At 31.5% G+C, this 14,674-nt stretch carries 13 protein-coding genes; 1 reads left to right on the plus strand and 12 read right to left on the minus strand.

Going from position 1 to position 14,674, the window contains the following annotated elements; genetic code table 11:
* Positions 1-4 precede the first annotated feature (4 nt).
* From ABXG81_RS08985 to ABXG81_RS09040, 12 genes are all read right to left on the minus strand, one after another.
* Positions 5-478 (minus strand): RDD family protein, encoded by a 474-nt coding sequence (locus tag ABXG81_RS08985; RefSeq protein ID WP_181965103.1) that lies wholly within the window; start codon positions 476-478, stop codon positions 5-7.
* Positions 471-1,469, minus strand: coding sequence for a signal peptide peptidase SppA (gene sppA, locus ABXG81_RS08990; RefSeq protein WP_117520492.1), 999 nt, complete (start codon positions 1,467-1,469; stop codon positions 471-473). Before sppA ends, ABXG81_RS08985 begins: the two co-directional genes overlap by 8 nt.
* Before the next feature lie 511 nt (positions 1,470-1,980).
* Complete coding sequence (locus tag ABXG81_RS08995) at positions 1,981-3,447, minus strand: alanine/glycine:cation symporter family protein (RefSeq protein WP_353528822.1); 1,467 nt, start codon at positions 3,445-3,447, stop codon at positions 1,981-1,983.
* Positions 3,448-3,456: 9 nt separating this feature from the next.
* Positions 3,457-4,386, minus strand: coding sequence for a glutaminase A (gene glsA / locus ABXG81_RS09000; RefSeq protein WP_316115773.1), 930 nt, complete (start codon positions 4,384-4,386; stop codon positions 3,457-3,459).
* A gap of 241 nt (positions 4,387-4,627) precedes the next feature.
* A complete protein-coding gene (locus ABXG81_RS09005) occupies positions 4,628-5,776 on the minus strand; it encodes a 2-hydroxyacyl-CoA dehydratase (protein ID WP_353528823.1) in 1,149 nt (382 codons plus the stop codon).
* A 25-nt stretch (positions 5,777-5,801) separates the two neighbouring features.
* A complete protein-coding gene (locus tag ABXG81_RS09010; protein ID WP_117520500.1) occupies positions 5,802-7,178 on the minus strand; it encodes a 2-hydroxyacyl-CoA dehydratase subunit D in 1,377 nt (458 codons plus the stop codon).
* Positions 7,179-7,187: 9 nt separating this feature from the next.
* Complete coding sequence (locus tag ABXG81_RS09015) at positions 7,188-8,009, minus strand: acyl-CoA dehydratase activase (protein ID WP_353528824.1); 822 nt, start codon at positions 8,007-8,009, stop codon at positions 7,188-7,190.
* A gap of 144 nt (positions 8,010-8,153) precedes the next feature.
* Entirely contained in the window at positions 8,154-9,896 is a 1,743-nt protein-coding gene (locus ABXG81_RS09020; protein ID WP_117520504.1) for a carboxyl transferase domain-containing protein, read from the minus strand.
* 15 nt (positions 9,897-9,911) lie between these two features.
* Positions 9,912-10,706 (minus strand): glutaconate CoA-transferase subunit B, encoded by a 795-nt coding sequence (gene gctB / locus ABXG81_RS09025; RefSeq protein ID WP_117520505.1) that lies wholly within the window; start codon positions 10,704-10,706, stop codon positions 9,912-9,914.
* Positions 10,699-11,703: a glutaconate CoA-transferase subunit A gene (gene gctA, locus ABXG81_RS09030; protein WP_353528825.1), complete on the minus strand. Its 1,005-nt coding sequence runs from the start codon at positions 11,701-11,703 to the stop codon at positions 10,699-10,701. Before gctA ends, gctB begins: the two co-directional genes overlap by 8 nt.
* A 47-nt stretch (positions 11,704-11,750) precedes the next feature.
* Positions 11,751-11,909, minus strand: coding sequence for a hypothetical protein (locus ABXG81_RS09035; RefSeq protein WP_181965104.1), 159 nt, complete (start codon positions 11,907-11,909; stop codon positions 11,751-11,753).
* Positions 11,910-11,952: 43 nt separating this feature from the next.
* On the minus strand, positions 11,953-12,543 hold the full coding sequence (locus ABXG81_RS09040) for a leucine-rich repeat domain-containing protein (protein WP_117520510.1): 591 nt from the start codon (positions 12,541-12,543) through the stop codon (positions 11,953-11,955).
* 450 nt (positions 12,544-12,993) lie between these two features.
* On the opposite strand from ABXG81_RS09040, the gene ABXG81_RS09045 reads away from it, so the two are divergent.
* On the plus strand, positions 12,994-14,259 hold the full coding sequence (locus tag ABXG81_RS09045) for a Glu/Leu/Phe/Val dehydrogenase (RefSeq protein ID WP_117520512.1): 1,266 nt from the start codon (positions 12,994-12,996) through the stop codon (positions 14,257-14,259).
* Positions 14,260-14,674: the final 415 nt, after the last annotated feature.

A 14,674-nucleotide genomic window follows, 5' to 3' on the forward strand; every position in this document is an offset into this window, starting at 1 on the left:
ATATTTATAAATTATCACTGATATATTCGTACTCATCATTCTTAATGACAGCCGTATCACATAACATATCCATTAGAGATTGTTTCATAGGTGAAAATCCTATAATTATATAAAGAATTACAAATTTATTTTGTACATATCTGCCAAAAGTTTCACGTGAAACAATCTGAGATAGTGATGGTCTTTCTCCATCGAGGCTAACCACTCTAATATTCATAATCATCTTCCCCAAAGTCTGCCCATTATTAAAATAAGTTAATAGGGTGAAGTAGGCCAAAATTAGTACCCAGTGTAAGATATTAGGTCCATTTATTCCACTCTTTAGTTCCATATCAAAAGACATAATATTTCGAAAAATACTTTCTACAGAACTAATTATGAGCATATCTATAGCAAAAGCTACTAATCTGGTAAAAAATCCCGCATATATGAATTTCGGACTATCTTTATATTTATTTATTGATATAGCTTCACTCATTGCTTCCTCCATATAGATACATTGGAAGGTTGTTATTTTCTTTCATAAATTTATCTAGCATTTCCAAATCTGATTTAGGATTATCTACACTTGTCTTAAATCCTGGCAAATATTTAGAAAAACTGGACATTATATCATCTTTTTCTACAACCATTGGATCGTCAAGATTATTTGTCTCTGCCATATCATTAGCTGCTGCTTCTAGATCACCTATATTATCTATTAACCCATTTTCTTTAGCTTGGCTTCCATCATAAACTCTACCATCAGCAAGCTTTTTAACTTCAGCTTCGCTCATTCCTCTTCCATCTGCTACTATTTTTACAAATCTAGAAAAAGCAGAGTCTACTAGTCCTTGGAAATACTCTTTTTCTTCCTTGTCCATGTCGCTTCCTGGTGAACCAGCGTCTTTCATTTTTCCTGTAGTTATATTTTGTTCTTTTATACCATATTTATCAAAAAGTCCCTCTAATGAGTAAGATTGCATTATAACTCCTATAGATCCAGTCCAAGTTTCATTAGAAGCATATATTTTATCGCATGGAGCAGAGATATAATAACCACCACTAGCTGCAAGTTCTTGCATTACTGAGTAAACAGGTTTATTATTTTCTTGTATTTTTTTAACTTTGTTTGCTATACGTTCGCTAGCATATACAGATCCTCCTGGTGAGTTTACATGAAGAATCACACCGGAAATTGTATCATCTGTTGCAGCCTTATTTAGCTCATCTACAACAAAATCATTTGAATCATCAGACGCTATCATACCATCTACATTTACAACAAGTATTTTTTGCAATGGATTTGTTCCATATAAGGTATTTTCTTCTGACATTCCCAATCTTGTAAGAGCTTGGTTTCTTAAGTCTTCTTTTTCTTCCTCAACTTTATTTTGTGAAAATAATGATATGAGAAATACCAATACTGCAAGTCCAACTGCTATCCATCTTTTTTTGTTAGTTTTATTTCTTTTATTATTTTGCTCCATTAATGTAGTCCTTTACTAAATTTACACTCTTCTTATTTAACTATCCTTATATTTATTTTATTAAAGATCTATAAGCTTAATTGAATTTAAAATATGTATATATTTTTGTATAAGCCTATAAAAGATAACTTCCATACTACCTCCTTAATAACTTGTTAAATTATTTACCCATTGCATCCAAGTAATTCACTTTTCTTTGTGAAAAATAAAATCAAAAGTATAATTATATTGCATGACAATTATCGTTAACACTACAATTTTAATAATTGGAATGTATAGGCCTTTTGGCCTATTTACATATATTATAATTTATTTTAAATCTCGAGCAACACCTTAAAGAATCTTTCTTTAGTTATTCAAAGTTTATAATAAATTAATTATGATTTTAAGCTAAAAAACTATCAGATAAATTCTGATAGTTTTTTAGCTTTTTATTTTCTTTGTTATAAAATTTATACATGAAGGTATAATCTACATTAAGCTTAATCTTAAAAATTTCATTACATTTACCTTACTCATCCCAGGCAGTAACTTCATTTATATATGGATCAAGTTCTCTTATATTTTTTGGATTAAAGACTGGATCCTTACCTTCATTCAACTGTTTCATATAATCATCATATACAGATACTGATATTTTACCTAGGAATATAAGAACTATAAGATTTATTACCGCCATAATTCCCATGAAAACATCTCCTAAATTCCATACTACAGAAAAATCTCCTACACAACCTAAAATTATAGCTATTAAAACTAAAATTCTGTATACACTTAGTGCACTTTTACCCAAATTTAAATTTAGTACATTGTTTTCTCCATAGTAATAATTGCCTATTATAGAAGAAAAAGCAAACATTAGTATACAAAATGATAAGAAATAATTTGCCCAGTTACCCACTTCATTAGCTAGTGCTGCTTGAGTTATTTCTAGTCCTTGAAGACTAGAATTATAAATTCCTTCACCACCTAATATGACTACAAAAGCTGTAGCAGAGCATACTAAGATAGTATCAAGATACACACCTAATGCTTGGATAAGGCCTTGTTTTGCTGGGTGAGATACATCTGCTACTGCAGAAGCATTTGGAACGGCACCCATACCAGCTTCATTTGAAAATAAACCACGTCTTATACCATTTAGTATAGCTGTTCCGAAAAGTCCTCCAAAACCTGCCTTTAGATTAAAAGCACTTTCAAATATTACACCAAACATATGAGGAACTAGCTTAATATTTTTGATAATAATAAATAAAACAACAAGTATATAGGCAATGGCCATAACTGGTACAATTAAGCTTGTTACATCCGCTATTCTTTGTAAGCCACCAAAAATAATTATTCCAGCAAGAATTATAAGAATTAATGCAATAATTTTCTTATTTACACCGAATGAAGAATTAAATCCAGCTGCAATAGTATTTGCTTGCATAGCATTAAAATTGATTCCATAAACTATAGATATTACAACTGAAAACACAATTGCAAGTTTAGGCTTATGCAATGCTTTTCTTATATAATACGCAGGACCACCCTTAAAAGTTCCATCAGGATTTTTTTCTTTAAAAACTTGACCTAAAGTATTTTCTACAAATGATGAAGCTCCACCGATTAAAGCTGTAATCCACATCCAAAAAACTGCTCCAGGACCTCCAGTGGATATAGCAGCTGCAACACCAACAATATTTCCAGTACCAATATGACTTGCTGCCGAAATTGTAAAAGCCTTAAATGGCGATATAGAATCTTTATTCTTAGCAGGTGCAGTTATAAGTTTATTAGCATGGCCAATATTAGTAATCTGACCTGCTCTAATCTTAACTGTATAATATATACCAATTGCAAGTAACAAGGGAATTAATATATATGTATATATGCTATCGCTAAATAAACCGGTTGTCATATTAAAGGCTTCTTCACGTAAGCCTTGACTTTTTAAATTACCTATTTCGCTAATAGTTTGAGATATATTTATCATAAAAGCTCCTTATAAAAAAATATTTAAATCTAATTCATTTGAAAGAATTTTCAAAAGATTCGTACCCCTAACACTGTTTCCACTCTCATCAAGTCTTGGAGAATAAACACATATTCCATATTTTCCAGGAACAACTCCAAGTATGGCTCCACTTACTCCACTTTTTGAAGGTATGCCAACTTCTAATAAATATTGACCGCTTTTTTCATACATTCCACAGCTAGCCATTTGAGAAATAACTGTTTTTACAATTTCTTTTGAAATTATTTCCTCTGATTGATCAATACTTACTCCTCCATTAGCAAGTATTGCACCAATATGTGCTAACTGACTAGAATTTAGGCCTATTGAACAATTTCTTATGTATAAATCCAAGATCTTTTCTGCATCATCAGTGAAAATTCCTTTGCTCTTTAAATAATAAGCTATAGCTCTATTTATGTCTGTCGTCTGCATTTCTGAAAGATATACTTCTTCAATGAGTCTAATATCATTACTATTTGCCAACTTCCTAACCATATTTATAGTTCTATCAAATTTATCAATGATATCATCGCCTCTTATAAGTGAAGAAGTTGTAATAGCCCCTGCGTTAATAAATGGATTTGATGGTTTATCATCTATAGGTATAACGGAGTTAAACTTATACTTAGATGCTTCAGTTCCAATTTTTTTAAATACGGTATCTGCATCATTATCTTTTAATGCCATAATCAAGGATATTACCTTTGAAATTGATTGCATAGAAAAAACAGTATCTGTATTACCAAATTCATATAACCCTCCATCTACACTGACTATAGAAAGTGCAAAGTTTTCAGGATTTACATTAGCAAGTTCTGGTATATAAGTAGCCACTTCTCCCCTGCCAATATAACTCTCGCTTTTTTTTATAGCTCTATTTATTATTTCTAATAATTCTTGATTTTCTTTATACATATTTCACCTCCTTACCATAGAATATTATATCATATATGTGATAACGTTCCCATAGTTTTTTGAATATTTTTTATAATTTATTATTAAAAATACTGTCATTAAAATCAATATTTTAATATATTTTAAGATTATATCAATATATAAAACCATACTAAAAAACTGACTACTATGATTTCATAGCAGTCAGTTTCTTCTCTTAACTTATTAATTTATATATTTTCTTTTTAAGAATTTTTAATTATTAAAATCTGTTTAATTCAACTAAATCAGATAAAGTTTCTAATTGAGTTCTAACTTGCGCAAAGTCTGACATTGTTTGATCATATCCCATTTTAATTAATGGAATACCAGCTTTATCATATGCCTTTTTAAGTGATGGATATTCCATTTCCTCAGTATCATTGAATGTCATCATGAAAAGTATACAAGCATCTGCATCTCTTTCTAATGCTTGATTTAAAACGTATTTTGGTCTTTTTGTTATATCTGGGTCATAAAGAAGTGGATCTTCATCCATTCTTGCAAATTGATCAGCTAAAGCTACATATGGATCTTCAATATTTGTATCTACATCTACTTTAAAACCTCTTGACTCAGCTGCTACGTCATCATCTACAACGTTTACTTTATATTCATCAAGAACCTCTAGTAAACCATCATTATCAGTTATCACACCACTTGTTACTACTCTTGGACCATCCCATTCTTCTTTTTCCATATTTTTTAATTGATTAACCAAATCTTCTAATAATTCATTATATTCTTCTTTTAGCATTAAGAATGAACTCTTTAAAACATTTGATCTATCTTTAGTAGAAATAGTTTGTCTATGGTCTCCTGCAAGTTTAGTAAACTCTCTCTTTAGTTCTCTATTTTTATTATAAATTTCAAAAGTTTCTTTAAACTTGCTTTCATCAATTTCATCAATACCAAGAGCTACTTTTAGTTCGTCAGCTGCTCTTCTGAACATCTTCGCATTGTATGTAATACCAAATTTTTCTTTCCTATGTTGACCGTGATTAATAAATACCATTGGTATCTTATCTCCTACAGCAACTTTATAGTTTTGAGATAAAGGTCTAAGTGTATCATCTAGAGTTGTTAGCATTGTTGCAGATAAACCATCTAAAGAACCGTCTAATGCCATTTCCATACATCGCATGGCTAAAGAGTAGTAGAATGTTGGGAAGTATTGCTTAGCAAGATCTATTGATCCTTCTCCACCCCAAATACCTATTGGAACTGCTCCTGCTGCATGAATGATTTCTTCAGGAGCGTAGTAAGGGAAAACCCCTACTACTTGTTTACCTTCTGCTAGATAATTATCAATTTGCTCACGTTGGTTATGAGCAATATGATCAAATTTTTCTAATAGTTGATTTATTTCCATTTTATTTTATTCTCCTGTTTTGAAATTATTGAGCTTGTTTGTTCTTATCATCTGAAGTCTTGTTTAATTTTTTTTCTAATTCAGAGATTTCTGTATTGTCATGGTTAGTATATTGGTCTTCACCTTTAGAAAGTCTTTCATCACGTCTTTCATTCATGATTTCTATAAGACCTTGAACACGTGTTTTATATTGTTCTTCTGAGAAGTTTCTTGAATCCGCTTGATCTCCATCGAAGTTTACTACTGGAATATCTAGAGAATCTCTCCATTGTCTCTCCATTTCTGGCATAGCTCCTGACCATGGTTTGCATGATCTATTGTAGTTAACTAAAGCGCCATCTATACCATTATCACGAGCCATATTAGCTCTCCATTCAACTCCATCTTCTATACATACAGAACATGGAGCCTTAGAATAAGCTGCTGCCATTTCACGTATTCCATCATATTGGAATCCAAATGCTGGAGCATATACTACTGCAGCTACGTTTACGCCCGCTTCTTCTAATGGTTCAAATAATTTACGCAATCCTGGCCAACATGGAATTCCTTCAAATAGAATTCTATGTTCTTCTGGTTTAGTCCATGTAGATGTACCTTCTTTAATTGATTGTTCATATTCTTCAGCTAATAGTTCAAATCCTCTAGCAGCTCTTTCATCAACTCTTGCTGTTACAATATCAGCCATGTGATTAAATAGATCAAATCCACTTAATGGTGATGGTTTATAAGCCATGTAGTTACATGCTTTAAGCCAAGCAGCTGCAGTTCTATTTGCTGTATCACAAGCTTTATCAAACTTTTCTTGGTCAAACTTCTTGCCTGTGATTTCTTCTAATTGGTCTATAGCATATTCAAATTGTCCTACCATGTAGTCAATTTTTTCTTCTGAAACATCCCCTGTATTTTGGAATGGAAAATCTACCATTACCATTGGAATATCATGGATTCTAGCTATATTTTCATACCATTTAGTCATCATATTACAAATGTTGTTACAGCATAGTACTAAGTCTGGCATAGGCATTTTTCTAGAATCTGAAGGTTCTCCTGCAGCATAAGCTAAAGAAATTCTAGCATAACCGCAGATATCGTTATCATATCCCATATCTTCGGCTTTTTTACAAAGTCTTAGACCATCTTTTTTGGCAGCTGTTGTTGCAGCATGGTTTTCAGGATATACACAGTGGATTCCAAAAGCTTTTGCAATCTCAATTGGGAATTTAGAAGAAGTCCATGCAATTAATTCTCCTCTTTCTTTTGCTTCCCACGCATCATTATAAATATTATCTACTAAGTCAGATAAAACTTTTTTCGCTGGTGGATTACCATCTATTGGACGAGGTTTTCCACTTGCTTTCGGTTTTGTATTTTCAGTTTTTGTAGTTTGTTTAGTTTCCATTATAACCTCCTACTTATTAGCATTCATAGCCATTTCTCTTTTTTTTGTATTCTCTAATTTTTGATAAGCTAAGAGAGCAGCACCTAAAGCTCCTACTACTTGGGAGTACTCAGATGTTTTTATTTCATGGCCTATATTTTCTTCTAGAGCTCTTTTCATCCCATCATTTAAAGCTACTCCACCAGTGAATACTACATCATCTTTAATGCCAACTCTTTTCGCAAGAGCACCTACACGGCTTGCTATTGCATTATGAATTCCTTTTACTATATTGGGTTTATTGGTTCCTTTAGAAAGTTGACTTATTACTTCTGATTCTGCAAATACTGTACATGTAGAAGAGATCTCTACAGCCTGATCTGCCTGAGCATCTAATTTTTCCAAATCTTTTAGATCTACCTCAAGCCTATCTGCTATAACATCTAAGAACTTACCAGTTCCAGCAGCACACTTATCATTCATTACAAAGTTATCTAGGATTCCATTATCTCCTATAGAAAGAGCCTTAGAATCTTGACCACCGATATCAATAATTGTCTTTACACTTGGGAATAAAAAGTATGCTCCCTTAGCATGACATGTTAATTCTGACATTTGATAGTCAGCTAATTCGAAAGTTTTTCTACCATAGCCTGTAGCCATAATAAATCCCATATCGTCACTGGTTAAATCTGTATCTTTAAAAACTTCTTCCATTACTCTCTTTGGTCCAGAAGTTCCTGCACCAACTCCTATTACAGCTGTAGATACAATATCTTTACCATTTTTCAAAATAACTGCTTTAGTAGCAGTAGATCCTACATCTACACCTAGGGTATATAAATCGTCCATAAAATCACTCTTTCTTATATATATTAGTCTCGAAAACTCGAGTATTTTAACATTTCTATCAGTATCATCATACTCATTTGAAAAGCTAATTCAATTGAATTAGCTTTTTAAAATTTATGAATGTTAAATTATTATAATTAAAAATTATCCTTTAATTATTCTAGGAAGTATCATTTGGTGAACTGGACAAATTTCTTGTTTATTTTGGTAGCTGGATTCTGTAAATGCAACCATATAATTTCTCATAGCATTTAAGTTTACAACTTCATCTACCATACCAGTTATAGCTGTATACATTGGTTTTGATTTTTCTTTATAATCTTGTATCAACGCATTCATTTTTTCAATAGTATCATCTAAGCTTTTGCCTGCTTTATTATCTTTAACAAGCCTTCTTGAATACATTGCTATAGATGCAGTTTCACCATTCATTACATTTATTTCAGTAGCTGCAGTACCTAATGAGAAGGCATTTGTATCATTACCTTGAGGTCCACCTAGTACATAGTGAGCTGCTGCAGTACCTTTTCTAAGAGTAATCTCCATTTGTGGTATATTAGAATTTTGTATAGAATAAATCAATGATTGTCCAAGTCCTAATAATTCAGCTTTCTCAGCCTCATCACCTACGTCTATTCCTGTAGTATCTTGAATCCAAATTATAGGCAATTTATCTCTTGCACATAAGGTTACAAATTCATTTAATTTTATAAGACCTTGTCTATATAATTTTCCACCTACTCCGACACTACCACTAGCTTTATATTCTGGATAGTTCATAAGTAAGCCTTGAGCATTAGCTATTATTGCTGTAGGTAAGCCATTAACTTTTGCTATTCCTGTAATCATTTCAGGACCATAACCTTTTTTAAATTCTTCGAACTCTGATCCATCTATTAATCTAGCTATTACTTGATACATATCATATGGCTTTTTAGTATTCATTGGTAATATGCTGTATATATCATCAGCTGAGAATAATGGATCTTTTGGATCATCTACTCTAAAGAAGTCTAAATCATAGGCAGGTAGCATATCTACAAATTTTCTTATGCCGTGTAATACACCTTGTTCATTTGAGTAAACTTCTCTCATAAATCCTGTTTCAGCAAAGTGAATACCAACTGATCCTGGAGGAGCTGTAACACCGGCAGATTCAGTAGATTTGATTATATCTTGAGCACCCTCTTCGTCTATATAACCTTTTGGATTCATACCACCAACTATACCAGCACCACCTACCGCCATATTAGCATCTTTATGAGCTACTATAACTGTTGGAGAAATTGAGTGATAGCCACCACCAGCAGGGTTTGTTCCCCAAATCCCTACTATTACTGGTATACCTAATTGGTTAAGTTCAGAGTTTCTGTAGAAAGGTGTACCACCACCACGTCTATTTGCATAAACTTTTTCTTGTTCATCAAGTTTTACACCTGAACAGTTAAGTACATATACCAAAGGAATATTAAGTCTTTTAGCTGTATCACTTGCCCTTACTAAGTTTTCCGCTTGACCAGCTACCCATGCACCAGCAAGTTTTTTATTATCAGATCCAACTATCAAACACCATTTACCAGCTACTTTTCCTAGACCCTTTACGATGCCAGTTGATCCATTCTTATTTCCTTCTGGATTGAATAATGAGTTTAATGGAACAAAAGTTTTGTCATCTACCAATTCGTGAATTCTTTGTAGAACTGTCCATTCTCCTCTTTCGTTAACTTTCTCATCTGGCTTACCAGCAGCCTGTACTTCTTTTATAGCATCTCTTATTTCGTTCTCAACGGCAGTTAGTAAATCACAATTTTCACTATCTATTGAATCAATTTCTGATCCAATAGTTTTCATATTTTGAAAATAAGGATGTAATGTATAATTTCCCATAAATTATCCCTTCTATCAGTCCTTAGGAACTTTGATGAACGCTTGAGTTGGGTCGATCTCTTCTCTTATAAGTTTAATAATTTCTGGACTTGGAGCCTCTAAAGCAACAGCTTTGTCTGTATCAATTTCAAATCCAGTATTTTCTACAATTTCTTCAATTGAAGAAGTTGGATAGTATCCAGCTAGATACATTCTTTTAGTTTCTTCATCAAACTTTAAGATCCCCTTGTCTGTAACGACCATCTTAGGTCCTCTATTTCCTGGAAGACCAGCTCTTTCACGTCCACCAGGACCATCCATATAACCTGGTGATGTTACATAGTCTACTTGTTCAATAAATCTTCTTTTTTCGTGTTGCATCATTATTACAGTATCTACATATGTAGCTATACCATTTGCTCCACCTGAACCTGTAAATCTAGTTTTTGGATTATTGTAATCACCTATAACTGTTGAGTTTACGTTTCCATAAGGATCTATTTGAGCTCCACCTATGAATGCTATCATTCTATTTTCATCATGTAACCATTCGTTTGTTTCAAAACCAATAAATCTATAGTTTGGCCATTGAACAGCACAGTGAGCCATTAATCTAATATCACCTACAGAAGTTGGTACTTCAATTGGTTTACAATCCATAAGACCTGATTCCACAATTATTTTACAATTTGGTGCAAATACAGTTTTTGCAACTGACGCTCCTATTAATGGAAGACCTGTTCCTACTATAACTATTTGTCCATCTTCAATTTGTTGAGCTATAGTTATAGCTTGCATCTCTCTTATAGTGTAATTTTCATAATTACTCATTATCGCTATCCTCTCCCTTTTCTTCGTTATCTGCTTGTTTCTTTAACACATCTGTAGCATATCCATAGCCTTGAACTGCCATAATATTTAGCAATGTTTCTAGGCCTATTTTTTCTAGATATTCACTATGATCTTTGAAATTATATATATATTCTTGAACAAAAGCTTTAAATCCTTCTTCTGTTTTTGAAACTTGTTCATACATTCTTAAGAAGTTAGCATCATAATCGTAATAACCATAACATTGTGAAGGATGAGCTCCTTTTGGTACATGAACTACAGCATCTACGCACATACCTGGGATTGTATTTTTGGTAGGATCACGTCTTATATCTTCATTGCTCATAAGTTCTTCACATGTTACTATTGTTTTCTTAGCAGCTATAGCTATATCTACATCATGGAATTCATCACCAATAATTCTTGTTGTTCCATCAGGTGAGCAAACTTGAGCGTGAATTATAGCAGTATCGATTTGAGGAACTGGAACTGCTACAACTTTATCGTCACCAGAAAATGGGTCAGTTACATAGAAGAACTTATCATTTGGTAATTTATCTATTTTTTCTCTTTCTTCTTTAGAAATACCCCATTTATCAACCAAGTCTGTTCCTTGCATAAGTTTTACAGGAAGATATAGTAATCCTAAAGATGCAGCGTGAAGTCTAAGCATTTCCACATCTTGAGAATAATCTTCCATTAAAAGAGTTCCATTTTCAGCTTTAGCCCTAAATCTTCTTAATACATTAGAAAATCCTGAGTTTGCTGTATAACAGTTTATATAAGCTTTTACTCTATCTTCTCCTATAAGAAGGTCCCAATCACCGCCAGCAGGTCCACCTTCTCCTATAAAATCTTTTTGTCCTTGTCTTAAAATTTCATGTATAGCAGCATATGGTCTTCTATTTGTTGTAAAGCCGCCAAGACATAGAGTATCTCCATCCTCTACATAACGTTTAACAGCATCATGAAGGCTAGTTACCTTAGTATTTTTCATTTATAATCCTTTCATTATTAAATTATGTAATTTAAAAAATATAAACTTTATTTATTATCATTTCCAAATTCTGGAGTTTTTGGAATATCAAAATCATCAATTGTGACTTTTTCAGGTATTGGATCTTCATACTCAACTATAACATCATAGTCTTTATTACTATTTTTTACATGGATTGAGTATTCTTCCTTTATTGTCTTACTCAATATATACCTCTTTCTTAAAAATTATTTTTATATAAAACTTAAGTTAATTTTTTATAACTTCAGTGTTTTCTTCAAATGCTCTATGATCAATTTCACATCCAGTAGGAATCTCTACTTGATTGATGTTGTTATTGTGAAAAGCAAATTCGTTTATTTCTTTAACAGTATCAGGAATTTCTACCTCTTTAAGGTTATTATCATAAAAAGCAGAAACATCTATCTTTTCAACTTTTTCATTCCAAGTAATACTTTCTATATTATTTAAAGAAAAAGCATACTTATTAATAACAGTAACATCTTTTGGAATCTTTACAGAAGAAAGTTTATTTCTATAAAATGCAAAAGCTCCAATTTCTTTTACACTCTCTGGAATATTTATCTCTTCTATTTCATTTTGACCAAATGCTTCAAATCCAATTTCTTCTACTGTATCCGGTATTTCTACTGAAGTAAAAAATCTTCTAAAGAAAGCTTTTTCCCCGATTTTTTTTATAGCTTGTCCTTCAGGATTTGTAGTTGGGATGGGCATTGATTTTATCTTCTCTTCTTTAATTTTATCTTTACCTTTTCTTGTAAGAGCTACGATAGTATCACCATCAAATACAAAATCATCATATTCAAACTGATTACTCATTAATTCCTCCTTCATTTCATACAATGACTATTAAAAGTATATCATAAGTTTAAAACTAATGAAAGTATTTTCTCAAACAAAATTTTTTTATAAAAAAGGTATAAGCCTTATTTTTACATAATAAAGTAAAATGAAATTTTTTATCTTATTTTTTCAAGAAATCATTTTCTAAAGGTAAGTAAATATAATTTTATATTAAACTTTATTATGCAAAATTATATTAATATTTAATATTTATTAACTTTTTTATTTCTATTTTTGATTACAAAAACTCATATAATCCACAAATTTAAAGAGTTTAAATTTTTATAAAGCTAATGATTTCTAATACATATAACAGTATATAATTTTTATGATTTTATTAACAATTTACTATTGAAAAATGAAAACGTATACGTTATAATATTACCGTAAACATTATTACAATAATTAGTCGTTAGGAGGAAAATAATGACAGAAACATTAAACCCATTAGAGTCAGCCCAACAAAAAGTAAAAAAAGCTTGCGATAAGCTTGGTGCTGATCCTGCAGTATATGAAATTTTAAAAGAACCTGAAAGAGTAATTGAAATCTCTATTCCAGTAAAAATGGATGATGGTTCAGTTAAAGTATTTAAAGGATGGCGTTCAGCTCACTCAACAGCAGTAGGTCCATCAAAAGGTGGATGTAGATTCCATCCAAATGTAAACCTAGATGAAGTTAAAGCTTTGTCACTTTGGATGACTTTTAAAGGCGGAGCTCTTGGTTTACCATACGGTGGTGGTAAAGGTGGAGTTGCTGTAGATCCTAGCGAATTATCTGAAAGAGAACTTGAACAAGTAGCTAGAGGTTATGTAAGAGGACTTTATAAATACCTAGGTGATAGAATTGATATTCCTGCTCCAGATGTTAATACAAACGGACAAATCATGAGCTGGATGGTTGATGAATATGTTAAATTAAACGGAGATAGATTCGACATTGGTACATTTACTGGTAAACCAGTTGATTTCTCTGGATCTCAAGGACGTAACGAAGCTACAGGATTTGGTGTAGCAGTAGTAGTAAGAGAAGCTGCTAAAAGATATGGTCTTGACATCAATACAGCAAAAATAGCTGTTCAAGGTTTTGGTAACGTAGGAAGCTATACAGTTAAAAATATCGAAAGACAAGGCGGAAAAGTTAACGCTATAGCTGAATGGGACAAAAAAGAAGGAAACTACGCTTTATACAACGAAGAAGGATTCGACTTTAAAGATCTATTAGCTTATAAAGAAGAAAACCACACACTAATCGGATATCCAAATGCAGAAAAAATTTCTGAAAAAGATTTCTGGGAAGGTGAATGGGATATCTTAGTTCCAGCTGCTCTTGAAAATGTAATTACAAAAGATGTAGCTGAAAAATTAAATGTTAAATTAGTTTGTGAAGCTGCTAATGGTCCTACAACTCCAGAAGCTGATAAAGTTCTTGAAGAAAGAAATATTCCACTAACTCCAGATATCTTAACAAACTCTGGCGGAGTTTTAGTATCTTACTATGAATGGGTACAAAACCAATACGGATATTATTGGGATGAAGCTGAAGTAGAAGAAAAACAAGAAGCTGATATGATGAAAGCTATAGAAGGTGTATTCGCAGTTTGTGATGAATATGATGTAATTCCAAGAGACGGCGTTTATATGTATGCTATCCAATCAATCGAAAAAGCTATGAAATTAAGAGGTTGGTACTAATTTTAAATTAGTGCTATATACTAATTAATAATTAAGTAAATTAAATGTGCATAGAGTAATTATTACTCTATGCACTATTTTTATTATCTTATATACTAATTATTTAAGCTAACAAATATTTACTAAAATATTTATTAATCTTTTTTATTCAAATTAATTACTTTACTTATTCTACTTTTAACTAGGCCTATTTATACAGCTAGTACTTATGAATAAATACATCTTATATTTGATAGCAATATTCTAATCTATAAATATTTTGTTCGTTAAATTTCAATTATTATTTTAATAAAAATTAATCCTTATATCAATTGCTAATTCAAGTACTCATTAATTAAGTCTTAAAGTAAGATTTCATAAGTTATATATTTTATAGTGAGTTAGTAAATTTTCCAACATAAAAAGTTGCTATAAA

The organism is Anaerococcus nagyae (genome assembly GCF_040364225.1).
Taxonomy (GTDB): Bacteria; Bacillota; Clostridia; order Tissierellales; family Peptoniphilaceae; genus Anaerococcus; species Anaerococcus nagyae.